Annotated in this window: 22 protein-coding genes and 1 other RNA gene; 19 read left to right on the top strand and 4 right to left on the bottom strand. The window is 71.9% G+C overall.

All coding sequences use genetic code 11. The features are described from left to right. The first annotated feature begins 300 nt into the window (after window positions 1–300). The 4 genes from OG599_RS12575 to OG599_RS12560 all read left to right on the top strand — a co-directional run bounded on the left by OG599_RS12575 (window position 301) and on the right by OG599_RS12560 (window position 6,055). Window positions 301–2,019, top strand: a complete 1,719-nt coding sequence (locus OG599_RS12575) for a serine/threonine-protein kinase (protein ID WP_327176071.1) — start codon at window positions 301–303, stop codon at window positions 2,017–2,019. A gap of 323 nt (window positions 2,020–2,342) precedes the next feature. Further along, complete coding sequence (locus tag OG599_RS12570; RefSeq protein WP_327176070.1) at window positions 2,343–3,584, top strand: serine/threonine-protein kinase; 1,242 nt, start codon at window positions 2,343–2,345, stop codon at window positions 3,582–3,584. A 139-nt stretch (window positions 3,585–3,723) separates the two neighbouring features. Continuing rightward, window positions 3,724–4,830, top strand: a complete 1,107-nt coding sequence (gene prfB / locus OG599_RS12565) for a peptide chain release factor 2 (RefSeq protein WP_327176069.1) — start codon at window positions 3,724–3,726, stop codon at window positions 4,828–4,830. Between the two features lie 388 nt (window positions 4,831–5,218). Beyond that, the gene (locus OG599_RS12560) at window positions 5,219–6,055 is read left to right on the top strand and encodes a hypothetical protein (protein ID WP_327176068.1); all 837 of its coding nucleotides are present in this window, start codon (window positions 5,219–5,221) and stop codon (window positions 6,053–6,055) included. A gap of 235 nt (window positions 6,056–6,290) precedes the next feature. On the opposite strand, the gene OG599_RS12555 is transcribed toward OG599_RS12560, so the two are convergent. Next, complete coding sequence (locus OG599_RS12555; protein ID WP_327176067.1) at window positions 6,291–6,488, bottom strand: hypothetical protein; 198 nt, start codon at window positions 6,486–6,488, stop codon at window positions 6,291–6,293. A 418-nt stretch (window positions 6,489–6,906) separates the two neighbouring features. Here OG599_RS12555 and ftsE point away from each other — a divergent pair, with 418 nt between their 5' ends. The 6 genes from ftsE (at window position 6,907) to OG599_RS12525 (ending at window position 11,646) form a co-directional block, all read left to right on the top strand. After that, window positions 6,907–7,596 carry a cell division ATP-binding protein FtsE gene (gene ftsE, locus OG599_RS12550; protein ID WP_327176066.1) on the top strand — a complete coding sequence of 230 codons (690 nt, stop codon included), beginning with the start codon at window positions 6,907–6,909 and terminating at the stop codon, window positions 7,594–7,596. 48 nt (window positions 7,597–7,644) lie between these two features. Continuing rightward, on the top strand, window positions 7,645–8,562 hold the full coding sequence (gene ftsX, locus OG599_RS12545) for a permease-like cell division protein FtsX (RefSeq protein ID WP_327176065.1): 918 nt from the start codon (window positions 7,645–7,647) through the stop codon (window positions 8,560–8,562). A gap of 68 nt (window positions 8,563–8,630) precedes the next feature. Continuing rightward, window positions 8,631–9,818, top strand: a complete 1,188-nt coding sequence (locus OG599_RS12540) for a S41 family peptidase (RefSeq protein WP_327176064.1) — start codon at window positions 8,631–8,633, stop codon at window positions 9,816–9,818. An 18-nt stretch (window positions 9,819–9,836) separates the two neighbouring features. Then, entirely contained in the window at window positions 9,837–10,325 is a 489-nt protein-coding gene (smpB, locus tag OG599_RS12535) for an SsrA-binding protein SmpB (protein WP_327176063.1), read from the top strand. A 167-nt stretch (window positions 10,326–10,492) separates the two neighbouring features. Continuing rightward, window positions 10,493–10,879, top strand: a transfer-messenger RNA (tmRNA) gene (gene ssrA, locus OG599_RS12530). 152 nt (window positions 10,880–11,031) lie between these two features. Next, the gene (locus OG599_RS12525) at window positions 11,032–11,646 is read left to right on the top strand and encodes a gamma carbonic anhydrase family protein (RefSeq protein ID WP_266704946.1); all 615 of its coding nucleotides are present in this window, start codon (window positions 11,032–11,034) and stop codon (window positions 11,644–11,646) included. A gap of 63 nt (window positions 11,647–11,709) precedes the next feature. Here OG599_RS12525 and OG599_RS12520 read toward each other — a convergent pair whose 3' ends face one another. After that, window positions 11,710–12,549: a patatin-like phospholipase family protein gene (locus OG599_RS12520; RefSeq protein WP_266704944.1), complete on the bottom strand. Its 840-nt coding sequence runs from the start codon at window positions 12,547–12,549 to the stop codon at window positions 11,710–11,712. A gap of 216 nt (window positions 12,550–12,765) precedes the next feature. Between OG599_RS12520 and OG599_RS12515 the strand changes: the two genes are divergently transcribed. Both OG599_RS12515 and OG599_RS12510 read left to right on the top strand, forming a co-directional pair. Then, window positions 12,766–13,422, top strand: coding sequence for a TetR/AcrR family transcriptional regulator (locus OG599_RS12515; protein WP_327176062.1), 657 nt, complete (start codon window positions 12,766–12,768; stop codon window positions 13,420–13,422). A gap of 48 nt (window positions 13,423–13,470) precedes the next feature. Continuing rightward, entirely contained in the window at window positions 13,471–13,623 is a 153-nt protein-coding gene (locus OG599_RS12510) for a hypothetical protein (RefSeq protein WP_327176061.1), read from the top strand. 45 nt (window positions 13,624–13,668) lie between these two features. On the opposite strand, the gene OG599_RS12505 is transcribed toward OG599_RS12510, so the two are convergent. After that, entirely contained in the window at window positions 13,669–14,919 is a 1,251-nt protein-coding gene (locus OG599_RS12505; RefSeq protein WP_327176060.1) for an alginate lyase family protein, read from the bottom strand. Between the two features lie 158 nt (window positions 14,920–15,077). Then, window positions 15,078–16,310, bottom strand: coding sequence for an MFS transporter (locus OG599_RS12500; protein WP_442809674.1), 1,233 nt, complete (start codon window positions 16,308–16,310; stop codon window positions 15,078–15,080). Window positions 16,311–16,516: 206 nt separating this feature from the next. Between OG599_RS12500 and OG599_RS12495 the strand changes: the two genes are divergently transcribed. The 7 genes from OG599_RS12495 (at window position 16,517) to OG599_RS12465 (ending at window position 25,429) form a co-directional block, all read left to right on the top strand. Beyond that, window positions 16,517–17,488: a LysR family transcriptional regulator gene (locus OG599_RS12495; RefSeq protein WP_327176059.1), complete on the top strand. Its 972-nt coding sequence runs from the start codon at window positions 16,517–16,519 to the stop codon at window positions 17,486–17,488. Between the two features lie 220 nt (window positions 17,489–17,708). Next, window positions 17,709–18,347, top strand: a complete 639-nt coding sequence (locus OG599_RS12490) for a hypothetical protein (RefSeq protein ID WP_327176058.1) — start codon at window positions 17,709–17,711, stop codon at window positions 18,345–18,347. Between the two features lie 63 nt (window positions 18,348–18,410). Next, window positions 18,411–20,546, top strand: coding sequence for a glycosyltransferase (locus OG599_RS12485; protein WP_327180014.1), 2,136 nt, complete (start codon window positions 18,411–18,413; stop codon window positions 20,544–20,546). Further along, entirely contained in the window at window positions 20,543–22,015 is a 1,473-nt protein-coding gene (locus OG599_RS12480; RefSeq protein WP_327176057.1) for an acyltransferase family protein, read from the top strand. The genes OG599_RS12485 and OG599_RS12480 overlap by 4 nt, the downstream gene beginning before the upstream one ends. A gap of 146 nt (window positions 22,016–22,161) precedes the next feature. Beyond that, window positions 22,162–23,493: a nitrate/nitrite transporter gene (locus tag OG599_RS12475; RefSeq protein WP_327176056.1), complete on the top strand. Its 1,332-nt coding sequence runs from the start codon at window positions 22,162–22,164 to the stop codon at window positions 23,491–23,493. 156 nt (window positions 23,494–23,649) lie between these two features. Then, on the top strand, window positions 23,650–24,792 hold the full coding sequence (locus tag OG599_RS12470) for a uroporphyrinogen-III synthase (protein WP_327176055.1): 1,143 nt from the start codon (window positions 23,650–23,652) through the stop codon (window positions 24,790–24,792). 73 nt (window positions 24,793–24,865) lie between these two features. Then, a complete protein-coding gene (locus OG599_RS12465) occupies window positions 24,866–25,429 on the top strand; it encodes a GNAT family N-acetyltransferase (RefSeq protein WP_327176054.1) in 564 nt (187 codons plus the stop codon). The last annotated feature ends 65 nt before the right edge of the window (window positions 25,430–25,494 follow it).

The raw sequence follows: 25,494 nt of genomic DNA, 5'->3' as shown, positions 1-25,494 counted from the left end.
GAGCGGGGCTTACCGGCGCGGAGGAGCGGGCAGGGGTACGCGCACACGGAGGGCAACCGGTCCTCCCCCGCAGGCGTCCTCCCCGGTGAGGACGCCAGGCGGTTCCGGCGGCCACCGAAGCCCACCGGGAAATGGCCGGAAACCGACGGGTCACGGCGCGAACACAGCCCGTTCGCGACCCCTCGGCGGCCGGTTCGGCACCATTAGAGTGGGCCGGAACATCCGGGGCGGCCCGGCGGCCCCGGTAGCGCGTGGACATCACCCTCCACCGTCACCACGACCACGCAGGGAGCGCATGACGTGCGGCCCGTAGGCAGCAAGTACCTGCTCGAAGAGCCCCTCGGACGCGGCGCCACGGGCACCGTCTGGCGAGCCCGCCAGCGGGAGACCGCGGGGGCCGAGGCGGCCGTCGCGGGGCAGCCCGGGGAGACCGTGGCGATCAAGGTCCTCAAGGAGGAGCTCGCCAACGACGCCGACGTGGTGATGCGGTTCCTGCGGGAGCGCTCCGTGCTGCTCCGGCTCACCCACGAGAACATCGTGCGCACCCGCGACCTGGTGGTCGAAGGGGATCTCCTCGCCCTGGTCATGGACCTGGTCGACGGCCCCGACCTGCACCGCTACCTCCGCGAGAACGGCCCGCTGACCCCGGTCGCCGCCTCCCTGCTCACCGCGCAGATCGCCGACGCGCTCGCCGCCAGCCACGCCGACGGGGTCGTCCACCGCGACCTGAAGCCGGCCAACGTCCTGCTCGACGAGCGCGACGGCACCATGCGCCCGATGCTCACCGACTTCGGCATCGCCCGGCTCGCCGACTCCCCGGGGCTGACCCGCACCCACGAGTTCGTCGGCACGCCCGCGTACGTGGCCCCCGAGTCCGCCGAGGGCCGCCCGCAGACCTCCGCCGTCGACATCTACGGCGCCGGAATCCTGCTGTACGAGCTGGTCACCGGCCGCCCGCCGTTCGCCGGAGGCACCGCGCTGGAGGTGCTCCACCGCCACCTCAGCGAGGAGCCCCGCCGCCCCTCCACCGTCCCCGAACCCCTGTGGACGGTCATCGAGCGGTGCCTGAGCAAGGACCCCGACCGGCGGCCCAGCGCCGAGAACCTGGCCCGGGCGCTCCGTACCGTCGCCGCCGGCATCGGCGTGCACGCCAACTCCACCCAGATCGCCGCCGCCGACGGCGTCGGCGCGCTGCTCGCCCCGGACCCGGCGCCCGCGCCCGTACCGGAGACGCCCGGCGCGGCCGACCCGACGCAGGTGCTGCCGAACTCCTCCGGCGGCTCCTTCGGCGCGGGCGGGTACGACCCGAACGCCGCCACCAGCGTCCTCCAGCACGGGCAGTTCCCCGGCGGCCCGGGCGGCGCGGCCGACCCCACCGCCGTGCTGCCGCCCGTGCCGCAGCGCCCGGACGGCCCGCCGCAGCCGGACCCCGCGCACCCCTGGCAGTCCCAGCTCCAGGCCGCGCGCGACCGCAACGAGCAGACCCAGGTCCAGTACCTCGACCCGGCCGAGGACCCGCTGCGCCGCCGCCCCCAGCGCCAGCAGCCGCAGCAGCAGCCCCCGCAGCGGCAGCAGCCCCAGCAGCGCCCCCAGCACCAGCAGTACCCGCCGCAGCAGCAGCCGCAGCGCTACCAGCAGCAGCCCCAGCGGCAGAACTACCCGCAGCAGCAGCCGCAGCAGGGATACGCGCCCCAGCAGTACGCCCCGCAGCAGCAGGCCCCGCAACAGCAGCCCCAGGGCCGGCAGTACGCACCCCCGCAGCAGCCGCAGGCACCCGCCCCGCGCGAACCGCGCCAGCCCCGGCAGCGCAGCGCCAACCCGATGAAGATCCCCGGGCTCGGCTGCCTCAAGGGCTGCCTGTTCACCGTGGTGCTGCTCATCGTCGCGGGCTGGCTCATCTGGGAGTTGACGCCGCTTCAGGACTGGGTCGACCAGGGCAAGGGGTACTGGGAGGCCATCGGCGACGCGATCGGCTCGGTGTCGGACTGGGTCTCCAACCTCGGCGGCGGCAGCGCCTGACCGGGCGCCCCGCCTCCCCCGAAACCGTCGTACCGGCGGGTCCGCGACGCCTGCGTGAGGCGTCCCGGACCCGTCGGCCCAGGTCCCGGTACCGTCGCCGTACCGTTTCCGCAGGTCCTCGTACCGCCCCCGCAGGTCTCCGCATCGTCTCAGCCGCGTCTCCGCGCCGCATCAACTCTGTACCTTTGTCGACTCCTTCGGGGTCCTAACCGCCGCATTTCGCCCCTGTAGGGGAAGGTTGGCGCCGTCCGGGGCACGCAACCCCCCGGTCGCCGCGTAACTTTGTCGACCGGGGTTCACCGCCAGCCGCTGAGGGAGCAGTCTTGGCACGGAATATCGGCAGCCGGTACACCGCCCACCAGATCCTGGGGCGCGGCAGCGCCGGAACGGTGTGGCTCGGCGAAGGGCCCGAGGGGCCCGTCGCCATCAAACTCCTCCGCGAGGACCTCGCGTCCGACCAGGAGCTCGTGGGCCGCTTCGTGCAGGAACGCACCGCGCTGCTCGGACTCGACCATCCGCACGTGGTGGCCGTCCACGACCTCGTCGTCGACGGCAACGACCTCGCCCTGGTCATGCGCCTGGTGCGCGGCACCGACCTGCGCACCCGGCTGGACCGCGAGCGCCGCCTCGCCCCCGAGGCCGCCGTCGCGATCGTCGCGGACGTGGCCGACGGGCTCGCCGCCGCGCACGCCGCCGGAGTGGTCCACCGGGACGTCAAGCCGGAGAACATCCTGCTCGACATGGAGGGCCCGCTCGGCCCCGGCGGCGCGCACCCCGCGCTCCTCACCGACTTCGGTGTCGCCAAGCTCATCGACACCCCGCTGCGTACCCGCACCACCCGGATCATCGGCACGCCGGACTACCTGGCCCCCGAGATCGTCGAAGGACTCCCGCCGCGCGCCGCCGTCGACATCTACGCCCTCGCGACCGTCCTGTACGAGCTGCTCGCCGGGTTCACGCCGTTCGGCGGCGGCCACCCGGGCGCGGTGCTGCGCCGGCACGTCACGGAGACCGTCGTCCCGCTCCCCGGCATCCCCGAGGAGCTCTGGCAGCTGCTCGTCCAGTGCCTGGCCAAGGCCCCGGCCTCCCGGCTGCGCGCCGGCGAGCTGGGCGGCCGGCTGCGCGAGCTGCTGCCGCTGCTGGCGGGCATCGGACCGCTGGAGGTGGACGAGCCGGGTGAAGAAGAAACGGAACTGCGTCCGGCCTACGACGAGCAGCAGTACACCCCCGCCGACGAGGAGCCGCGCCGCCGGGGCGCCGTACCGCTGGTCCCCGGCGCGTCGCCCGACTCCAACCGGGACACCCACACCAGCATGCGGGTGCCCGGCCCGGACGAACTGGCCGGCGGCCCCCTCGGCACCGCCCGCGCCCCCCGGGCCCCCGGCCCGCGCCCCGGCTCGGCCCGGAACAAGTCCGCCGCCGTGCGCAAGCGCCGCCTCACCCTGGGCGCGGCCACCGTGGTGCTCGTCGCGGCGGTCGCGGTGGGCGGCTGGCTGGCCACCAGCGGTGACGACGCCGGCGCCACCCCGCAGGACAGCGGCAGCTCCGCCCCCGACACGCCCTGAGAACAGCCGCGGCACCGGGCCGCCCCCCGTACCGCGGGGCGGCCCGGAAGCCCGTCGGAGCAGGGGGCCGGAGCGGGGGATACGGCCCCGGAAGCCGGGGGAGGGCGAGCTTCACCCGTCCAGCCGTTACGCTGGACCCGTGGCAGTCGTCGATATTTCCGAAGAGCTGAAGTCCCTCTCGTCCACCATGGGGTCGATCGAGGCCGTCCTGGACCTGGACTCCCTGAGGGCGGACATCGCCGTGCTCGAGGAGCAGGCGGCGGCGCCGTCCCTCTGGGACGACCCGGAGGCGGCCCAGAAGATCACCAGCAAGCTTTCCCACCTCCAGGCCGAGGTCCGCAAGACCGAGACGCTGCGCGGTCGCATCGACGACCTCGCGGTGCTCTTCGAGCTCGCCCAGGACGAGGGCGACGCGGACACCCTCGCCGAGGCCGAGACCGAGCTGGAATCGGTCCGCAAGGCGCTCGACGAGATGGAGGTCCGCACCCTCCTCTCCGGCGAGTACGACGCCCGTGAGGCCCTGGTCACCATCCGGGCCGAGGCGGGCGGCGTCGACGCCGCCGACTTCGCCGAGAAGCTCCAGCGCATGTACCTGCGCTGGGCCGAGCGGCACAACTACAAGACCGAGGTCTACGAGACGGCGTACGCCGAAGAGGCCGGCATCAAGTCGACCACCTTCGCGATCGAGGTCCCGTACGCCTACGGCACGCTCTCCGTCGAGCAGGGCACCCACCGGCTCGTCCGGATCTCGCCCTTCGACAACCAGGGCCGCCGCCAGACGTCCTTCGCGGGCGTCGAGGTGCTGCCCGTGGTCGAGCAGACCGACCACATCGAGATCGACGAGTCCGAGCTGCGCGTGGACGTGTACCGCTCCTCCGGCCCCGGCGGCCAGGGCGTCAACACCACCGACTCCGCGGTGCGACTGACCCACCTGCCGACCGGCATCGTCGTCTCCTGCCAGAACGAGCGCTCGCAGATCCAGAACAAGGCGTCCGCGATGAACGTCCTCCAGGCGAAGCTGCTGGAGCGCCGCCGCCAGGAGGAGCAGGCGCGGATGAACGCGCTCAAGGGCGACGGCGGCAACTCCTGGGGCAACCAGATGCGTTCGTACGTCCTGCACCCGTACCAGATGGTCAAGGACCTGCGTACGGAGTTCGAGATGGGCAACCCCGAAGCGGTCTTCAACGGTGAGATCGACGGCTTCATCGAGGCGGGCATCCGCTGGCGGAAGCAGGGCGAGAAGTAACCGTACGCGTACGGCAGTTGGGCCCGGGCAGGGATCTCCCGCCCGGGCCCTTCGCGTACCCGGGCCGGGCGTGGGGCGGGGGCCCACCGGAGCGGGCGGCCCCGCGGGGCGCTTGGTGCGGGGCGGGAGCGTAGTGATTGCGTCACAGTCGGGGGAGTGAATAACCGTCAGAAGCCCCACCGGGACACCAAACGCCCGGAACGCTCTTGACGTAATCCTTAACTCTGGTCAGGGTGCTGGAGCAGCATGCGTATGACTGGGACGGGTGGGAGTGGGGGCGGACCGGATGACCGCGGATGACGTGGCCCGGTTCGGAGCGAACCTCGCAGAGCCGGGTCCCGCACAGTGCTGCTCCATCGACGAGATCGGCTACTGGGGGTAGCAGCAGATGACGAAGAAGACGCGCGTACGTATCGCGCGCATAGCGGCCGGCGCGATCATCGCCGCCGGCGCTTCCCTGACCGCCGCTGGTGCGGCGCAGGCCATCGCGCCCGAGAGCCCTGTCGTAACTGCCGACGGCGGCAACGACGGCACCGAGCCGGGCGACGACGCGGGTGCCGTGGACCAGGGTTCCGAGGGCGACAACGGGACCACGACGCCCGAGGGTGACAACGGGACCACGACGCCTGAAGGTGACAACGGGACCACGACGCCTGAAGGTGACAACGGGACCACGACGCCTGAAGGTGACAACGGGACCACGACGCCTGAAGGTGACAACGGGACCACGACGCCCGAGGGTGACAACGGGACCACGACGCCCGAGGGTGACAACGGGACCACGACGCCCGAGGGCGACAACGGGACCACGACGCCCGAGGGCGACAACGGGACCACCACGCCCGAGGGCGACAACGGGACCACCACGCCCGAGGGCGACAACGGGACCACCACGCCCGAAGGTGACAACGGGACCACCACGCCCGAAGGCAGCAACGGTTCTACCGGTACCACCGGCGCGACCGGCTCCACCGGTGGCTCGTCCACCGGCGGCGACGAGACCTGCACCGTCACCCTCGACGGTGCCGAGTGCGTCGAGTCGAACAACACCGACACGGACAGCGTCGGCAACAAGCCGGTCGAGCAGGGCAAGGGCAAGGACGAGCTCGCCGAGACCGGTGCGGCCGAGACCACCTTCCTGCTGCTCGGCGCCGCGACGATGATCGCCGGCGGCATCGGCTTCCGCTTCCTGCCGCGTCTCGCGGCCGGTCGCACCGCCGTCTGAGCCACGCGCACTTAGGGCGTGTGCCACGCACGTCACTGAGGGCCCGGGGAGAGCTTCACGCTCCCCGGGCCCTCACGCGTGAACGGGGCCCTCGGGCCCTCACGCGTGGACCGGGAGGGGCGCGACGCCCCTCGGAGCCGTACGAGCGCCGCATGGGCGCGTTCCGGGCGGGGCTGCGGGGGGACGGGCGGGGCTTCGGGACGACGGGGCGGGGCTTCGGGGCGGGGAGCCGGAGCTACGCCACCTGCTGGGCCAGCAGCGCCACCGCGCACACCAGCACCACGAGCAGGGCGATCAGCATCATCGGGTTCATCCCGCCGAGCGGGCCCTGATCCTGCCGGCGCAGGCGCTCACGGCTCGCGCGGCAGACGGGGCAGCGGCCCTCGTTCACGGGCGCCGCACAGTTCGCGCACACCAGTCTGTCGTAGGTCATGCGCACTCTCCTCCCGCGCGGCGGAATCGTCCTGGGCCGTCCGACCGGCTGTTCCGTGCACGCCCGGTCGTCCTGTGCATGTCCGATCGCTCCGTGCACGCACGGCCGGCCGTCCGTCCGCACAACGCTCCGGGGAGCGTGACCGTTCCCCCTACCACTGTGCCAGCTCCGGCGTCATTCGGCGCGGCCCGCCGGGGAGTGCCCGACGGGGTGGGGGAAGGGACGGTCGCGCAGCCGGTCACGCACCGTTCCGACGGGGGTGCGGAGGGCGTCCGCGCGTTCCGGTGGGTGGACCCGAGTCGACGTGTTCCGGCTCATGTTCCGGCATAAATCACCCATCCGTAGACGCCGCCTGCGCGGCCGGGAAGCATTCGCGTAGGGTCACGCACACATACTCCCGGCCGACCATGGTGCCTCCGTGATCCGATTCGACAACGTCTCGAAGACCTACCCGAAGCAGAGCCGCCCCGCACTGCGCGATGTCTCACTCGACATCGAGAAGGGCGAGTTCGTCTTCCTGGTGGGCTCCTCGGGCTCCGGCAAGTCCACCTTCATGCGTCTGATCCTCCGTGAGGAGCGCGCGAGCACGGGCATGGTCCATGTGCTCGGCAAGGACCTGGCCCGCATGTCCAACTGGAAGGTGCCCCAGATGCGCCGCCAACTGGGCACGGTCTTCCAGGACTTCCGCCTCCTCCCCAACAAGACCGTCGCCGAGAACGTGGCCTTCGCGCAGGAGGTCATCGGCAAGCCGCGCGGTGAGATCCGCAAGGCCGTGCCGCAGGTGCTCGATCTCGTGGGCCTCGGCGGCAAGGAGGACCGCATGCCCGGCGAGCTCTCCGGCGGTGAGCAGCAGCGCGTCGCCATCGCCCGGGCGTTCGTCAACCGGCCGATGCTGCTGATCGCGGACGAGCCGACCGGCAACCTCGACCCGCAGACTTCCGTGGGCATCATGAAGCTGCTGGACCGGATCAACCGGACCGGCACCACCGTGATCATGGCGACCCACGACCAGAACATCGTCGACCAGATGCGCAAGCGCGTCATCGAGCTGGAACAGGGGCGCCTCGTGCGGGACCAGACGCGCGGCGTCTACGGCTACCAGCACTGAGCGGCCCCCAGCACTGAGCATCTGAGCATCGAGTACTGAAAGGACGCCATGCGCGCCCAGTTCGTCCTGTCGGAGATCGGCGTCGGTCTTCGGCGCAACCTCACGATGACCTTCGCCGTGGTGGTCTCCGTCGCCCTCTCGCTCGCCCTGTTCGGCGGCGCGCTGCTGCTCCGCGAGCAGGTCAGCACGATGAAGGACTACTGGTACGACAAGGTCAACGTCTCCATCTTCCTGTGCAACAAGGACGAGGCCCTGGACACGCCGAAGTGTTCCAGCGGTGCCGTGACCGACGCGCAGAAGAAGGAGATCGAGACCGACCTCAAGAAGATGGCGGCCGTCGACACCGTCACCTTCGAGAACATCGACGAGGCGTACAAGCACTACCAGGACCAGTTCGGCGACACGCAGATGGCGGGCAACATCACGCCCGACCAGATGCAGGAGTCCTTCCGCGTCAAGCTCAAGGACCCGACGAAGTACAAGGTCGTCGCCACCGCCTTCGCCGGCCGTGACGGGGTGCAGTCCGTCCAGGACCAGAGATCGATCCTGGACAACCTCTTCGAGTTGATGAACGGCATGAACGTCGCCGCGCTGTTCGTCATGGCGCTGATGCTCGTCATCGCGTTGATGCTGATCGTCAACACCGTGCGGGTGTCGGCGTTCAGCCGGAGACGCGAGACCGGCATCATGCGGCTCGTCGGCGCCTCGGGCTTCTACATCCAGATGCCGTTCATCATGGAGGCGGCCTTCGCCGGGCTGATCGGCGGTCTGCTGGCCTGTGTTCTGCTGATAGCGGCCCGCTACTTCCTCATCGACGCCGGTCTCTCCCTGCAGAGCAAGCTGAACCTGATCGACTTCATCGGCTGGGACGCGGTCATCACCAAACTGCCGCTGGTCCTCGCGATCGGGCTTCTGATGCCCGCGGTTGCCGCGCTGTTCGCGCTCCGCAAGTACCTCAAGGTGTGACATGCGCCCCCTGGGCCGCGCGGGGAAGGACCCGTGCGGCCCAGGGGGTTTGTCCTAGACTCGCTGCCATGCAGGGGCCCTTGTACCGGTACGGGCCCCGCGGCCTGCGCCGCGGGGCGGCCCTGTCGTTGGTGTTCGCCGGAGTGCTCGCCACCGGTGCGGCCACCGGATCGCTGCCGCGCGACGAGCCCGCCCGCCCCCGCCCGACGGCCCGACCGTCCGCTTCCTCCTCCGCGCCCGTGGACCGCCAGGAGTTGGCGGCGGCCGCCGCCGGAGCCGCGGCGGACGGGAAGTCCGCCACCCAGGCCGCCGAGGAACTCGTCAGCCGCAGCGGCGACCGCTGGGGCGCGGTCTACGACGAGCGCGAGTACGAGGAGTTCGAGCAGGCCCTCGACGGTTCGTACACCGGGGTCGGCCTCTCCGCCCGCCGCACCGCCGACGGCCGGGTACGGGTGGCCCGGGTCGAACCCGGCGGCCCCGCCGACCGGGCGGGCATCCGCGCCGACGACGTACTCACCTCCGTGGACGGCACCCGCACCCGGGGACGCCCCGTCGCCGAGATCGTGGCCCGGCTGCGCGGGGACGGTACGGACGAGAAGGCCGGGTCCTCCGTCGTCCTCGGCGTGGAACGCGACGGCCGCGCCCGCACCGAGTTCCTGCGCCGCGCCCGGCTCACCACCGAGCCCGTCACCGTGCGCCGGCTCGGTACCGCCCCCACCTCCACCGTGCTGATCAAGGCGACGGCCTTCACCCGGGGCGCGGGCGGCGAGATCCGCGACGCGGTACGGTCCGCCCCCGGCGACGCCGGGATCCTGCTGGACCTGCGCGCCAACAGCGGAGGCCTGGTCGGCGAGGCGGTCGCCGCCGCCTCCGCCTTCCTTGACGGCGGCCTGGTCGCCACGTACGACGTGCACGGGGAGCAGCGCGCCCTGTACGCGGACGCGGGCGGCGACACGACCCGGCCGCTCGTGGTGCTCGTCGACGGCGGCACCATGAGCGCCGCCGAGCTGCTGACCGGCGCCCTCCAGGACCGGGGCCGCGCGGTCACGGTCGGTTCGCCCACCTTCGGCAAGGGTGCGGTGCAGATGCCGAGCGAGCTGTCGGACGGTGTGGTGGCGGAGCTGACCGTCGGGCAGTACCGCACGCCGGGCGGCCGGGGGGTCGAGGGCCGGGGGATCACCCCGGACCTGGTGGTGGGCACGGGGGCCCTGGAACGGGCCGAGACGGTATTGAGTGGCCTCGGGGGTGGGTCGTAGTGCGAAAATGACCGCACTATGGCCAAGGAAAAAGACACCGGGCGCAAGATGATCGCGCAGAACAAGAAGGCGCGGCACGACTACCACATCATCGACACCTACGAGTGCGGGCTCGTGCTCATGGGGACGGAGGTGAAGTCCCTGCGCATGGGCAGGGCCTCGCTGGTGGACGGCTTCGTCCAGATCGACCAGCACGAGGCGTGGCTGCACAACATCCACGTACCGGAGTACGTGCAGGGCACGTGGACCAACCACGCGGCGAAGCGCAAGCGGAAGCTGCTGATGCACCGGGCCGAGATCGACAAGCTGGAGTCGAAGTCCAAGGAGACCGGGCACACCATCGTCCCGCTCGCCCTGTACTTCAAGGACGGCCGGGTCAAGGTCGAGATCGCGCTCGCGAAGGGCAAGAAGGAGTACGACAAGCGCCAGACGCTCCGCGAGAAGCAGGACACCCGCGAGACCAACCGCGCCATCTCGGCGGCCCGCCGACGGCAGCGCAGCGCCTGAGCCTCACGGGCCTGCCGGCCGGCTCCGGGCCTCCCGCGGGTTCGTGGGGCGCGGTCCGGGGCAGACGGGGAGGGTGACCGGCGGGAATACGCTGGCATCGTCCGGCGTTGGTCGCGTACGATGGGCCGTGCACCCCAGCGAGGGTGCGCGTATTGAAAAATCAACATGGGGATGATCGGTTTCGACAGCGGATGTCGAAGCAGGGGAAGCGAGTCGAGGAAGCGACAATGATCTCGTAAACCATATGTCGCAAACAATAATCGCCAATTCCAAGCGCGATTCCTCCGCCTTCGCCCTCGCTGCCTAATTAGCAGCTAGCGAAGACTCTGCGGAGTGTCAGCCCGGGGGTGATCCCGACCCGGATCCTGGCATCAACTAGGGATCTAAACTTCTAAGCCCGGTCACGGGGCTCAGAAGGAAATCAAACAGTGACTGGGCCTGTCGGAGGCTTGTTCGCGTGACCTCCGGGGCCGAGAAAAGCGTAGCGAACTGCACTCGGAGAAGCCCTGGTTCCGCACCGTTGGACGCGGGTTCGATTCCCGCCATCTCCACCACCCCATGTAGGCCTCTGCCCCGCGAGTTCGCTCGCGGGGCAGAGGCCTTTTCGCGTTCCTTCTCTTTTCTGACGCGGCGGGCGTGCCGCTCGTCGATGGCTGATTCCGTCCCGGCGGGCGAAAAGTCCTGGCCGCGGCGAACCATGTGCTGCATGATCCCGGACATGCTCATCGACCATGAAGGCATGTCGCCCACCGTGCACCCCTCGGCCTATGTGGCCCCGACGGCGACCCTCTGCGGGGACGTACGCGTCGGTCCCGGCTGCCGGGTACTGTTCGGCGCGGTACTGACCGCCGAGGGCGGGGCGGTGGAACTCGGCGAGGGGTGCATCGTCATGGAGAACGCGGTCCTGCGCGGCACCCGCCGGGACCCCCTGCTGCTGGGACGTTCGGTCCTGGTCGGCCCCGGCTCGTACCTGACCGGGTGCACGGCCGAGGACGAGGTGTTCCTGGCGGCCGGCAGCCGGGTCTTCAACGGGGCCCGCATAGGCACCCGATCCGAGGTACGGATCAATGGAATCGTGCACCTGCGCACCGTGCTGCCCCCGGACACGACGGTGCCCATCGGCTGGATCGCAGTCGGCGACCCGGTCCAGGTGCTTCCGCCGCAGGAACACGAGGCGATCTGGGCGGTGCAGAAGGAACTCGACTTCCCCGGCTACGTCTTCGGGCTGGACAGGCCCGCGGACGGCGAAAGCATCATGCCTGCGGTCTCGGCACGCTTCGGCCGCGCCCTGGGACGCCATCGCGACGACCGCGAGGTGTGAGCCGGCGGCGGTCGCCCCGCGGGACCCGCTGTCACCCGTGGACCGCGTCACCCGTGGACCGCGTCACCCGTGCCAGAGTCCGGCCACCGAGGCCGCCGCCGCGCCGGCTTGGGTGCGGCCGGCGCGGGCGGCGGCCGGGCGGCGGGCGTCGGCGGTCATGTCGCGGCCCATCACGCGGCGCGCGGCGCGGTCCGGGGACAGCAGGAGGACGCGCGTTCCGTCGGCCGACAACTGGGCGGCCTGCCGCGTGGCGCTCGGATGCGGTCCGACCGCTCGGGGGACCGGCGCGAGCGCCAGCACCCGCTCGTACCCGTGCGCGAGGTGGAGGTTGGTGGTCGAACGGCTGCCGCCGTCCATCCAGCGCCGGCCCGCCACGGTGACCGGCGGCCATACGACGGGTACGGCGCAGCTCGCCGCGACCGCTTCGAGGAGCGTCGCTCCGGAGCCCGAATCGAACACCTCGGTCCGGCCGCTCGCCGCGTCGACCGCGGCGATCCGCAACTCCCGCTCCGGCCAGTCGTGTACGTCGCCCAGAAGTGCGCCGACCGTGTCGAAGACGTCCGACTCCGGGCCGGTCCGGGCGCGAAGTGCCGTCCGGGCGAGGCGTTCGACGGAGCGTTGGGGGTCGCGGGAGCCGAGCGCCGCCCAGAGGAAGCTCGCAGTCTGCCGCGCGGTCACCGGCAGACGGACCGCGTCCGCCCCGGAGAGCTGGCGATCGTAGAGTTCCGCAGCCGTGACCCCGGACCGGAGCCGGGAGCCGAAGACGGCGCCGGCGGAGGTGCCGATCACGACGTCGGCGCCGTCGAGTTCGATCCCGGCACCGGCGAGCCCGGCGAGAACCCCCGTCAACCAGGCTCCGCCCACCGGCCCGCCGCCGCCGAGTACGAGTGCGGTGCCGTTCATGCTTCCCCCTCGACGTGGACGCCCGCAGACGTCGTCCCGCCTGCGGGAAAAGAAACGGGGAGTAGTCCCCGTTTCCTCGGCCGACGATAGCATCCGTACCGGGGAACGCTCCCCGGTACGAGGCGGGATTCCTGGTACGCGGGGTACGCGGGGTACGCGGCCGAGGCCCCGGGCCTACGGGAGAAGTCCCGTGCGGGGAGAGAAGAGGGAGACGCGATGGGCGACCGTCCGCCGGTGGGGCGCCGCGACGCGCTGCGCAACCGGAAGCTGCTGAGGGACACGGCCCGAGAGGTCTTCGCGGAGGAGGGCCTGGACGCCCCGCTCGACGTCATCGCCCGGCGGGCAGGCGTGGGCAACGCGACCCTCTATCGCCACTTCCCGACCCGTGCCGCCCTCGTCGACGAGGTCTTCCGGGACGCGCTCGCGGAGACCATGGAGGCCGGCGAACGGGCACGTGCCGCCGATGACGCGTGGAGGGCCCTGGGGCAGTACCTGCGTACGGTGTTCGCGGGCCTGGCGGCCGACCGGGGCACCAACGACCTCATGACCACGAACCTGGAAGGCGTCCCGTCCCTGGAGGCGGTCCACGCCCACAATCGCGGAACCATCGACGTGTTGATCCGGCGCGGTCAGGAGCAGGGCGCCATCCGCCCGGATCTGCTCACCGAGGACCTGCTCTTCTCCCTGGCCGCACTGGGCCGGGCCGTACCCGCGCTCACCGCGGCAGCCCCGGACGCCTGGCTCCGCCCGCTCGCCCTGCTCCTCGACGGCCTTCGCGCCGGTCCCGCAGCAGACGCTCTGCCCGCGCAGGCCCTCACGCCGGACCAGCTCGGCACCGTGCTGCTCAACCTCGGGCCCGGCAAGAGACGTTGAGAGTCCGCGATCCGCGAGCACGAACGGCAGGGCCCACACGCACAGCTCATGTCCCTGGTGATGGAGGCCGCCGGTGAACTCGGACCGGCCGTGACCCTGCTCGGGGAGCGCATGGCCCGGCGCTTCTCCGCGGCGGTTGCCCGGCTGGGTGCCGGGCATCCGGTGTACCTCCACGACGGGCGGGCCGACTGGTCGGGGTGACCCGGGGTCCCGAGTCGCCCGACCAGCCGCGAGGATCCGCCGGGCTCAGTTCGGGTTGTCCCCGTGGGTCAGGGTCTCCCAGGCCACGAAGAGGTTGTTGCTGCCGGCCGGGCGGTTCTGCTCGGTCAGGGCCTGGGTGTTGGTCATCGCGATGCCGAGGCGGTTGTGCAGGGCGTTGTAGCCGACCTCGGTGACGGGGCCGAGGCCGAGGTTGAGGGACCCGCCGCAGAGCCAGCTCGGGACGGCCTCTCCGCGCTGGTACTTGGACTGGAAGCCGAGGGCCTGGCGCAGCCGCTCGCCGACGTCCGTGCCGTAGAGGTCCTGGCCCTGGATGCGGCTGGTCTCCGCGATGTGCGAGATGGCCGAGATGCCGTAGCCGGTGTGGGTGAAGTCGCGGCAGGTCTCCTGGGTGAGCCCGGTGACGAAGGTGGACTGGCCCTGCCAGTAACTGACGATCTTCGCGGTGGTGTCGAGGTTCTGGCTCGGTACGGTCTTGGGCACCGCACCGTCCGAGGCGAGGTAGACGTAGGCCGCCGTACGGGTGCGGAACTTCGCCATGGCCTTGTCGTAGGAGGTCTTGTCCTCCAGGAAGACGGAGATGCCGACGGCGGCCTCCATCATCGACAGCTCCCAGTTGCCGTTGGAGTTGGAGCCGTTGATGAGCTGCGGCAGATAGACGTTCCGCAACATGGTCGAGAAGCGCGCCGAGTTGGCCCAGGTGCCGGTGTACGTGTACTTGATGATCTCGGCGGCCTTGGGCCACGAGGAGCCCGCCCAGCCGGTCTGGAGCGGGGCGTTGCTGTTGGTGTGGCTGGTGATCGTCGCCGACCAGGCGTCCATCAGCTCGATGGACTTCTTCGCGTACCGCTCGTCGCGGGTGATGTACCAGGCGAGGGCGTCGGTGTACGCGGCGATCGCGTCCTCGCGCTCGTCCGTACAGCCGTTGTTGGGGTTGGAGTAGGAGCCGCACTCGACGGTCGCGCGGGGCTTGGCCGTGCGGCTCAGGCTCGCGTAGCTGCTCGCGATCATCTGGTCGTACGCGCCCTTCCAGGGCTGCGCGCCGGCGTTCACCTGGGTGCGGGCGAAGTCCAACTGCCCCCGGGAGACGGTGACTCCCGGGTGGGTGAAGGTGGTGGGCGCGGCCTCGGCGTGCGGGGCGGCGGGGCCCGAGAGGAAGCCGACGACGAGCGCCGCCGTCGCGGCGGCCGCGGTGAGGAGCACTCCGGGGCGCCGGGGGCGGCGGCGGATCACGGGTGTGGGTGCGGGGGTGGGGGAGAGCGCGGGGGTGACTGGCATGTGGGGGTCATCCGTTCTTCTATGTGAACGAAGCACTGGGGGTTGAACACGCCTGCTGGCCGGTGACCATAGGTACAGACCAGGAAGTCGTCAAGACCGTGCGCGAGAGCCCCAGCTCACCCACTGTTCATGTACGTAAACGGGGTGTCCCCGGGTGGTCATCCGGTGGCGGCCTTGGCGCGCCCCGCCCGTCCCGTGCCCACGGCCGAGACCGCGAACGCCAGTCCGGCGGCGCAGGCGGGTGCGGCGTACCCCGCGGCCGTGCCCGCGTGCTCCACCAGCCAGCCGCCGGTGGCCGAGCCGGCGGCGACACCGCCGAGCAGGGCGGTCACCGCGAGGGTCATGCCCTCGTTCAACTGGGCGGCGGGGGTCAGGCGTTGTACGAGCGTCATGCCGGTCACCATGGTCGGCGCGGTCGCCGCGCCCGCCGCCAGCAGGCAGAGCGCGAGGGCGAGCACCGAGCCGGTGGTCGCCACCGCGAGCAGCGGCAGGCACATCAGCGCGGTCATCGCGGCGAGGCAGAGCGCCAGCCGGCCGCCGAGGTCGCGGGCCGGGCGCAGCGCACCGTAGAGCAGCCCGGCCACGCAGGAGCCGGTGGCCTGGAAGGCGAGGACGGCGCCCCCGGCGTGCGCGATCGAGACGACCTCCATCGTGCCGAAGACCGCGCCCGTCGCCAGGAACACGGCGAGCAGCGCGGGCATGCCGGGGGAGCGGAACGGGGAGCGTGGCCGCACGGTACGGGGGGCCACCGGCGGCTCCGTGGAGCGCTGGGCGGCGAAGACCAGGATGCCGGTCATCATCAGCACCGCCGCGGTGACCGTGCCCGCCTCCGGGAAGAGGGCCCCGCAGAGCGTGGCGGCGAGGACCGGGCCGAGCATGAAACAGAGCTCGTCGGCGGCCTGCTCGAAGGAGTTGGCGGTGTGCAGGGCGGCCGGGTCGTCCCGGAGCAGGTGCGACCAGCGGGCCCGGGACATCCCCCCGGTGTTGGGGGCGGTGGCCGTGGCCGCGTACGCGACGAAGAGGGTCCAGGTGGGGGCGTCGAGGCGGACGCAGAGCGCCAGAGCGAGCGAGCCGGAGGCGGCGAGGGCGGTGGCGGGCACCGCGATCCGGGCCTGGCCGTACCGGTCGACCAGCCGGGCCGTCAACGGGGCCACCACGGCCGTCGCCACCAGACCGGTCGCGGTCACCGCTCCCGCCAGGGCGTACGAGCCGCGCGACCCGGCGATCATCAGCACCGCGCTGACGCTGAACATCCCGATCGGCAGCCGGGCGAGCAGATTCCCCGCCGTGAAGGCGCGGGCGCCCGGGGTGCGCAGCAGCCGCAGGTACGCGTTGCGGGGAGCAGGTCCCGCAGGCGCGGGGGAGGGGGAGGCGTCGGGTCCCGTGGGCAGGGAGGAGGGGGAGGCGTCGGGTTCCGTGGACAGGGGCGAGGGGGACCCGTCGGGTCCCGCGGATATGGGGGAAGAGGAGGGTGCGGAGGAGCGGGATGCGGTGGTGGGAGCAGGGTTCGGCACTCCGACAGCCTGGTCCGCGCACGGCCGTCCGGTCCAACACCGGTCCGGGCCCGATTCACGCACCTGTGTTGTAGATTCCTCCGGTGACCGTCCCCGACCTCGACCCCCGGCTGCTGCGCGCCTTCCTCGCCGTCGCCGAGGACCTGCACTTCACCCGGGCCGCCGCCCGCCTCTACGTGGCCCAGCAGGCGCTGAGCCGGGACATCCGCAGGCTGGAGCGGCTGCTGGGGGCCGCGCTGTTCGTCCGTACCACCCGGCAGGTCGTCCTCACCCCGGACGGTGAACGGCTCGTCCCGCACGCCCGCCGGGTGCTCGACGCGCACGCCGCCCTCGGTGCCGCCTTCGCCGACGCGGCGGCCCGGCCGCTCCTCGTGGACCTGAACACGGACGGGATGACCGCCGCCCGGGTGCTCGACCGGGCGCGCGAACTCGCCCCGGAGTGCGAGCTGATGGCGCGGTTCGAGTCCGGACTCACCTGGGCCGCCGGGGAGATCCTCGCCGGACGGCTGGACGTCTCCTTCGGCCGGGCCGGTGGCCTCGACCCCGCCGTCCGCGCCGGGCTGACCACCCTGCCGGTGCGCTACGAGCCGATGGCCGTCCTGCTGCCGTCCGCTCATCCTCTCGCGGCACGCGAGGTCGTCGCCCTCGCCGACCTGGCCGGGGAAACCGTCTACGCCGGGGCGGGCAATGCGCGCACCCTGGAGTGGACCGGTCTTGCCGCACTCCTTTTCGAAGAGTGGGGCGTCCAGCTGGCACCGCCCACTCCGCTTGCCGTAGGAGTGGCCGAATTTCAACGGATCATGGCGAAGACGGGGCACCCGGTGCTCGCGGTTGTCGGATTTCCTCCGCTTCCGGGTACCGTGCTCCGCCCTCTCGTACGCCCCGTCCCGCTCTCCCCGCTCCTGCTGGTCCACCGGAAGGGGATGCGGCACCCCGGTCTGGACGCCCTCCGTACCGCCGTTGTTCAACTTCAGTCGTCAGAAGGGTGGATGGTACGTCCACCTGGTTCCTGGCTGCCCGAAGCGGACGCTGCGGCGATGGCGTCCCAGGGGTGAAGAACAACCCGATCCGGGGACATTGGCGTCAGCATCGTGCGCTACATTCATCAGTCCGGGCACATGGGGAACGCGGTGCGCGGACGGGGTGGGGACCCAGTCCGACGGCATGAAACCAGTCATTCATGTGTGCCGGAATCATTGAGTGGGGGATGTGCGTACACCTGTGGAAAATTGGCGAGAAGGCACCCGGACCGGGCACAGCCATGAGCCTCATGACGTGACGATCCAGCTGGACGGGCTGGGACGTCAGCTCTCCGAGCTCAAGATGGAACCCGGCACCCCGGAGGCTTCGGACGGCCCCGTCTTCGTGGACGAGAGCGGCCGCCGGAGCAAGAACTTCCGACGGGCCGGCTGGCTGGTGGCCCTGGGCTGTGCCGCCTTCGCCACCATCCTCGTCCTCTCGCTCCTCGGCGGAAGCTCGGCGGCCCCGTGGCTGCCGCTCACCAGCCAGGAGCAGAAGGGCGAGAACAAGGAGAAGGACGCGGACGCGCCCTCCGTCGACCCCTCCGGTTCGGCCGGCGTCCCCGGCGCCACCGACCCGGGCGCCACCACCGGCCCGACCCCCGACGCCGGAGCCACGGGCGCCGCCGCTCCGGCCGGCACCGACCCGTCGACCAGCACCTCCGTCGCCCCGTCGTCCGCCGTGAACCCCGCCGCGAGCCCCACCGCCGGCCAGCCGGCCGGATCGGGCGCGACGACCGGCGGAACGAGCACCAAGCCTTCCGCGTCGGCCTCGGTCTCCGCGCCGCCCACCGACGCGGCGCCCACGGATCCCGTCGATCCGCCGGTCACGCCCGTGGATCCGACGGCCCCCGTCACCGACCCGACTGCATCACCAGAAAGCAGCATCCAGTAAATGACTCAGCCCGCACCGCTGGTCAGGAATCGCCGCAAGGCGAAGGCCAGACGGAGATTGCCGCTGCGCTATCTCCTGCCGTTCCTGCTTCTGGTGGCTCTGCTCGCGATGCTCGTGCTGCGCGGTTACGTGAACAGCGAGATCGCCGCCGACCACCGCGTCCGCAACCCCGTCGGCACCGACCAGGTCCCCGAGCACATCCTCGACGGCGGCCCCGTCATCGACGCCCGGTCGAAGACCGAGCCCGCCACCTCGGTCCGTATCCCCGACCACCACATCGTGCTGACCTTCGACGACGGCCCGGACCCCGAGTGGACGCCCCGGGTGCTGGACAAGCTGAAGGAGTACCACGCCCACGGCGTGTTCTTCGTCACCGGCACCATGGCCTCCCGCTACCCGGAGCTCGTCAAGCGGATGGTGGACGAGGGCCACGAGGTCGGACTGCACACCTTCAACCACCCCGACCTCTCCTACCAGACCACCAGCCGGATCGACTGGGAGCTCTCCGAGAACCAGCTCGCCCTCGCGGGCGCCGCCGGTGTGCACAGTTCCCTCTTCCGGCCGCCGTACTCCTCGTTCGCCGACGCGATGGACGACAAGTCCTGGCCCGTCGCCCAGTACATCGGCAGCCGTGGCTACCTCACCGTCGTCAACAACACCGACAGCGAGGACTGGAAGCGCCCCGGCGTCCGGACGATCATCAAGAACGCCACGCCCAAGCACGGCAAGGGCGCCATCGTCCTGATGCACGACTCCGGCGGCAACCGCTCCCAGACGCTCGCCGCGCTCGACACCTTCCTCCCCTCCATGCAGGAGAAGGGGTACGAGTTCACCAACCTGACCACCGCCCTCGGCGCCCCGAGCGCGCTCACCCCGGTCAGCGGCGCCGCGCTCTGGAAGGGCAAGATCTTCGTCACCGCGGTGGGCTTCTCCGAGGACGTCACCGGCGTCCTGGTGGCCGGCCTCTCCGTGGTCGGCGTGCTCGTCATCGGCCGCTTCGGCCTGATGCTGCTGCTCTCCTTCGTGCACGCCCGCCGGGTCCGCCGCCGGAACTTCCGCTGGGGCGACCAGCCCGTCACCCAGCCCGTGTCGGTGCTCGTGCCCGCGTACAACGAGCGCAAGTGCATCGAGGCGACCGTCCGCTCGCTCATGGCCAGCGACCACCCGATCGAGGTCATCGTCATCGACGACGGCTCGACCGACGGCACCGCCGACATCGTCGAGGACATGCGGCTGCCGAACGTCCGCGTGGTGCGCCAGCAGAACGCGGGCAAGCCCGCCGCGCTCAACAACGGCATCGCGCACGCCCGTTACGGCATCGTCGTGATGATGGACGGCGACACCGTCTTCGAGCCGTCCACCGTCCGCGAGCTCGTGGAGCCCTTCGCCGACCCCAAGGTCGGCGCGGTGGCGGGCAACGCCAAGGTCGGCAACCGCGACTCGCTGATCGGCGCCTGGCAGCACATCGAGTACGTGATGGGCTTCAACCTGGACCGCCGGATGTACGACGTCCTGCGCTGCATGCCCACCATCCCCGGCGCGGTCGGAGCCTTCCGCCGCGACGCGCTGGACCGGGTCGGCGGCATGAGCGAGGACACCCTCGCCGAGGACACCGACATCACGATGGCCCTCCACCGCGACGGCTGGGACGTCGTCTACGCGGAGAACGCCCGCGCCTGGACCGAGGCACCGGAGTCCGTGCAGCAGCTGTGGTCCCAGCGCTACCGCTGGTCCTACGGCACCATGCAGGCCATCTGGAAGCACCGGGGCGCCGTCTTCGACCGGGGCCACTCCGGCCGCTTCGGCCGCGTCGGCCTGCCGTTCGTCTCCCTCTTCATGGTGGTCGCCCCGCTGCTCGCCCCGCTCATCGACGTCTTCCTGGTGTACGGGCTGATCTTCGGCCCCACCGGCAAGACCGTCGCCGCGTGGTTCGGCGTGCTGCTGGTCCAGGCCATCTGCGCCGCGTACGCGTTCCGGCTCGACAAGGAACGCATGACCCACCTGATCTCCCTGCCGCTCCAGCAGATCCTCTACCGGCAGCTCATGTACGTCGTGCTGCTCCAGTCCTGGATCACCGCCCTCACCGGCGGCCGGCTGCGCTGGCAGAAACTGCGCCGCACCGGCGTCCTGGACGCCCCCGGCGCGGCACCGGGAGCGCGCGCCGCCGTCGGCGCCGACCACCGGAGGCCCGTCGGATGAGCTGGAACGAACCCACCCCGAGCGGCGAGGACACCGCGCTGCTGCGCGTCCCCGCCCCCGCGGCGCACCGCCGCGCCCCGCAGGCCCACCGGGCGCCCGGAGCCCCCGCGCCGTCACTGCCGTACGCCACCGGCCCCGGCAGCCACCTCGGCGACGGCACCGGCGCCGCGTACCCGGGCGGCGGCGGCGCGTACCCCGCCCCGCACCACGGGCGGCACGCCGGGGGACCGGCCGTGCCGGAGGCACCCTTCGAACCCGGGAACGCCGGGAACGCCGGGGAGCCCGCGCAGGCCGCCCCGAAGCGGCCGACCCGCGACCGCTACCTGGACGTGCTGCGCTCCGTCGCCCTGGTCCGCGTGGTCGTGTACCACCTCTTCGGCTGGGCCTGGCTGACCGTCCTCTTCCCGTCCATGGGCGTGATGTTCACCCTGGCCGGGTCGCTGATGGCCCGCTCGCTGGCCCGCCCCGCCTGGAGCGTCATCCGCAGCCGGGTGCGGCGCCTGCTGCCCCCGATGTGGCTGTTCTCCGCCTTCGCCCTGCCCACGATGCTCTGGCTCGGCTGGAAGCCCGTGAAGGAGGAAGGGCTCTGGTGGTTCATCCGCCTGGGCAGCTACCTCCTGCCGGTGGGCTCCCCGCCGTACCCCGAGGTGAGCGGCTCCGAGGGCGGCTGGTTCGAAAGCAGCTGGGCGGACCAGGCGGCCGGACCGCTCTGGTACATCCGCGCCTACCTGTGGTTCGTGATCGCGTCCCCGCTGCTGCTCAAGGCGTTCCGCAAGCTGCCCTGGGTGACGATGCTCGCGCCGATCGGCCTCACCGCGATCTTCGGCACCGGGCTGGTCACCATCCCGGGCGCCACCGGCGAAGGCGTCGTGGACTTCACGGTGTTCGCCTCCTGCTGGATCCTCGGCTTCGCGCACCACGACGGACTGCTCAAGCGCGTCCCGCGCTACCTCGCCGTCTCCTCGGCCGCGATCATCATGGGCTTCGGCATCTGGTGGGCCTCCGGGCACCTCACCGACGAGGGCTGGAACCTCGACGAGATCCCGCTCGCCCAGGCCACCTGGTCCTTCGGGTTCTGCCTGATCCTGCTCCAGTACGCCCCGTCCTGGGAGAAGCTGCCCGGCCGCCTCGCCCCGTACGACGGTCTCGTCACGCTCGCCAACAACCGGGCCGTGACGATCTACATATGGCACAACCTGCTGCTCATGGCGACCGTGCCGCTGATAGACCAGATGTGGAAGATCGGCTGGGTCGACGAGCACCTCGGCGCCTACTCCAACGGCCTCTACACCGGGCTGAGCCTGATCCTGATATGGCCCTTGATAGGGCTCGCGATCCTGGCCTTCGGCTGGGTCGAGGACGTCGCGGCGAAACGCAGGCCACGGCTCTGGCCCTCCGGCAAGCCCGCCAGGCCCACCCCCGTACCGGCGACGGCCGGCGGCGCGGGCGGCGGACACCACCGGCACTGACCGCGGCGCACAGCACCCTCGTTCTCACCGGGCCCCGCACGGCCCGGTGAGAGCAAGGTTGCGCACCGGTCACCTCACGGCACCGCGCGGAAACGCGCACTCCCTAGCGTCGGAAGCAACACCCCGACCCCTTGTGGAGGCGCGTGATGGCTGGCCGTTGGATCGAGCAATGGGACCCGGAGGACGAGACCTTCTGGCAGAAGACGGGCCGCCGGGTGGCCCGCCGGAACCTCTGGTTCTCCGTCCTCTCCGAGCACATCGGCTTCTCCGTCTGGTCCCTCTGGTCGGTGATGGTCCTCTTCATGGGACCGGAGTACGGGATCGACCCGGCGGGCAAGTTCTTCCTGATCTCCACCGCCACCCTGGTCGGGGCGATCGTCCGGGTCCCGTACACCTTCGCCGTCGCCCGGTTCGGGGGCCGCAACTGGACGGTGTTCAGCGCCCTTTCGCTGCTGGTGCCGACCGCCGTCGCGTTCGCCGTGATGGAACCCGGCACCTCGTACGCCACCTTCGTGGCCGTCGCCGCGCTCGCCGGGATCGGCGGCGGCAACTTCGCCTCCTCGATGACCAACATCAACGCCTTCTTCCCGCTCCGCGAGAAGGGCTGGGCGCTCGGCCTCAACGCGGGCGGCGGCAATGTCGGCGTCCCCGTCGTGCAGCTCATCGGCCTGCTGGTCATCGGCACCGCCGGAGCCACCCACCCCCGGATCGTCCTCGGCGTGTACGTCCCGCTCATCGTCCTCGCCGCGCTCTGCGCCGCCCGGTACATGGACAACCTCGCCCCCGTACGGAACGACACCGGGGCCGCGAAGCAGGCCGTCCGCGAGGCGCACACCTGGATCATGGCGGTCCTCTACGTCGGCACCTTCGGCTCCTTCATCGGCTTCAGCTTCGCCTTCGGCCTGGTCCTCCAGACCCAGTTCGGCCGCACCCCGCTCCAGGCCGCCTCGCTCACCTTCATCGGCCCGCTGCTCGGCTCGCTGATCCGCCCCCTCGGCGGCCGGCTCGCCGACCGGCACGGCGGCGCCCGCATCACCCTCTGGAACTTCGTGGCCATGGCGGCGGCCACCGGGGTCGTCGTGCACGCCTCCGGCACCGAGTCGCTGCCGCTCTTCCTCGTCGGCTTCATCGCCCTGTTCGTCCTCTCCGGACTCGGCAACGGCTCGACGTACAAGATGATCCCGGGCATCTTCCACGCCAAGGCGATCGCCCGGGGGCTGCGCGGCGAGGCGGCGGCGGCCGAAGGGCGGCGGCTCTCCGGCGCGGCCATGGGCCTCATCGGCGCCGTGGGCGCCGTCGGCGGCCTCGCGATCAACCTGGCGTTCCGTCAGTCCTTCCAGACCTCCGGCGCCGGTACGGCCGCCTTCTGGTCCTTCCTCGCCTTCTACGCGGTGTGCGCCGCCCTCACCTGGGCGGTATACCTTCGCCGCCCGGTGGCCGCCCCCGCCCAGGCCCCGCTCGGCCTGGCAGAGGTCTGAGAACCTGTCAGCCGTCCTCCGGGGACGACCACCAGGAGTCGTACGACGTAACGGGCGGGAAATACGGGGGAACCGAGCCTGTCACGCGGGGTTGGCAGGCTCGGTCCACCGCACAGCGGCAGCGACCGCGGGAACGAGAGCCGGGTAGATCACGCCATGCAGGAAGACGAACCGACGCACGGCCCCCTCGCGGGCTTCACGGTCGGAGTGACCGCCGCCCGCCGCGCCGAGGAGCTCGGCACGCTCCTCCGGCGCCGGGGCGCCCAGGTCGTGCACGCCCCCGCCCTGCGGATCGTGCCGCTCGCCGACGACAGCGAACTGCTCGCCGCCACCCGCGAACTCATCGACCACGCCCCCGACGTCGTCGTCGCCACCACCGCCATCGGATTCCGCGGCTGGGTGGAGGCGGCGGACGGCTGGGGCATCGGCGACCGGCTGCTGGAACGGCTGCGCGGCGTCGAACTCCTGGCGCGCGGGCCCAAGGTGAAGGGCGCCGTCCGGGCGGCCGGACTCACCGAAGCCTGGTCACCCGCCTCCGAGTCCATGGCCGAGGTGCTGGAACGCCTCCTCGGTGAAGGCGTGACCGGCCGCCGCATCGCCCTCCAGCTGCACGGCGAACCGCTCCCCGGCTTCGCCGACAGCCTCCGGGCCGCGGGCGCCGAGGTCATCGACGTCCCCGTCTACCGCTGGATGCCGCCCCAGGACATCGCCCCGCTCGACCGGATGCTCGACCTCACCGCCGCCCGCGGCCTCGACGCGATCACGTTCACCAGCGCCCCCGCCGCCGCCTCCTTCCTCGACCGCGCCCGGACCCGCGGCATGGCCCCCGAAGTGATCGGCGCCCTCCACGACGACCTGCTGGTCGCCTGCGTCGGCCCCGTGACCGCACTGCCGCTCCAGGCGCGCGGCATCGAGACCGTCCAGCCCGAACGCTTCCGCCTCGGCCCGCTCGTCCAACTCCTCTGCGCCCAGCTCCCCGCCCGCTCCCGCACCCTGCCGATCGCCGGCCACCAGGTCACCGTCCGCGGCCACGCCGCGCTCGTCGACGGGGCGCTGCGCCCCGTACCGCCCGCCGGCATGGCCCTGCTGCACGCCCTGACCCGCCGCCCCGGCTGGGTGGTCTCCCGCGCCGACCTGCTGCGGGCCCTGCCCGGCAGCGGCACCGACGAGCACGCGGTGGAGACCGCGATGGCCCGGCTGCGCTCCGCCCTCGGCTCGCCCCGCCTGATCCAGACCGTCGTCAAGCGCGGCTACCGGCTGGCCCTGGACCCGGTGGCCGACACCACGTACGGCGACTGAGCCCCGGCCCGCCCCCGCGCGCGGGGCCCCGGCCGCCCGGAACCCGCACGGCGGCGGGCGGTAGCGTACCGGGATGAACGACGCACCGTACCCGCTCACCGCCGACAGGTTCCTGCGCCCGACCGTCGCCTCCGACGCCCCCGCGCTCGCCGAGGCGCTGCTGCGCAGCCGCACGTACATGGCCCCCTTCGAACCCGTGCGCCCCGAGGTCTTCTACACCGCCGAGGGCCAGGCCCAGCGCCTCGCGGGCATCCTCGCCGACCGCGAGGCCGGCCGGGCCGGTGCCTGGGTGATCGTCGACGCCAAGGACCGCGCGGTCGGCAACTTCACCCTCTCCGGCATAGCCCTCGGCGCGTTCCACAGCGGCGTCCTCGGCTACTGGGTCGACGCGGCACAGACCGGCCGGGGCCTCGCGACCGCCGCCGTCGGCCGGATCTGCGACCTCGCCCGCGACGACCTCGGGCTGCACCGGGTCGAGGCCGGGACCCTGCTGTACAACCAAGCCTCCCAGCGGGTGCTCACCAAGAACGGCTTCGAGGAGTACGGCGTGGCCCCCAAGTTCCTGTACATCGACGGGGAATGGCGCGACCACCGGCTCTTCCAGCGCCTCCTGCACGACGACCCCCCGGCGCTCTGACCCGAGGGCGCGTCTTCGAACTGCCGCCGTTCGGTCGGAGGCAGTCCGGAGGCCGGTCCGGGGCC

It is taken from the genome of Streptomyces sp. NBC_01335, from assembly GCF_035953295.1.
GTDB lineage: Bacteria > Actinomycetota > Actinomycetes > Streptomycetales > Streptomycetaceae > Streptomyces.
This window is presented reverse-complemented; position numbering and strand designations above follow the sequence as displayed.

What these genes read in the sequence shown, in the direction of transcription:
- OG599_RS12560 (WP_327176068.1), top strand. Translation starts at nt 5,219, where the DNA reads ATGACGAAGAAGACGCGCGTACGTATCGCGCGCATAGCGGCCGGCGCG.
- OG599_RS12555 (WP_327176067.1), bottom strand. Translation starts at nt 6,488, where the DNA reads ATGACCTACGACAGACTGGTGTGCGCGAACTGTGCGGCGCCCGTGAAC.
- ftsX (WP_327176065.1), top strand. Translation starts at nt 7,645, where the DNA reads ATGCGCGCCCAGTTCGTCCTGTCGGAGATCGGCGTCGGTCTTCGGCGC.
- OG599_RS12540 (WP_327176064.1), top strand. Translation starts at nt 8,631, where the DNA reads ATGCAGGGGCCCTTGTACCGGTACGGGCCCCGCGGCCTGCGCCGCGGG.
- smpB (WP_327176063.1), top strand. Translation starts at nt 9,837, where the DNA reads ATGGCCAAGGAAAAAGACACCGGGCGCAAGATGATCGCGCAGAACAAG.
- OG599_RS12525 (WP_266704946.1), top strand. Translation starts at nt 11,032, where the DNA reads ATGATCCCGGACATGCTCATCGACCATGAAGGCATGTCGCCCACCGTG.
- OG599_RS12520 (WP_266704944.1), bottom strand. Translation starts at nt 12,549, where the DNA reads ATGAACGGCACCGCACTCGTACTCGGCGGCGGCGGGCCGGTGGGCGGA.
- OG599_RS12515 (WP_327176062.1), top strand. Translation starts at nt 12,766, where the DNA reads ATGGGCGACCGTCCGCCGGTGGGGCGCCGCGACGCGCTGCGCAACCGG.
- OG599_RS12510 (WP_327176061.1), top strand. Translation starts at nt 13,471, where the DNA reads ATGTCCCTGGTGATGGAGGCCGCCGGTGAACTCGGACCGGCCGTGACC.
- OG599_RS12505 (WP_327176060.1), bottom strand. Translation starts at nt 14,919, where the DNA reads ATGCCAGTCACCCCCGCGCTCTCCCCCACCCCCGCACCCACACCCGTG.
- OG599_RS12480 (WP_327176057.1), top strand. Translation starts at nt 20,543, where the DNA reads ATGAGCTGGAACGAACCCACCCCGAGCGGCGAGGACACCGCGCTGCTG.
- OG599_RS12475 (WP_327176056.1), top strand. Translation starts at nt 22,162, where the DNA reads ATGGCTGGCCGTTGGATCGAGCAATGGGACCCGGAGGACGAGACCTTC.
- OG599_RS12470 (WP_327176055.1), top strand. Translation starts at nt 23,650, where the DNA reads ATGCAGGAAGACGAACCGACGCACGGCCCCCTCGCGGGCTTCACGGTC.
- OG599_RS12465 (WP_327176054.1), top strand. Translation starts at nt 24,866, where the DNA reads ATGAACGACGCACCGTACCCGCTCACCGCCGACAGGTTCCTGCGCCCG.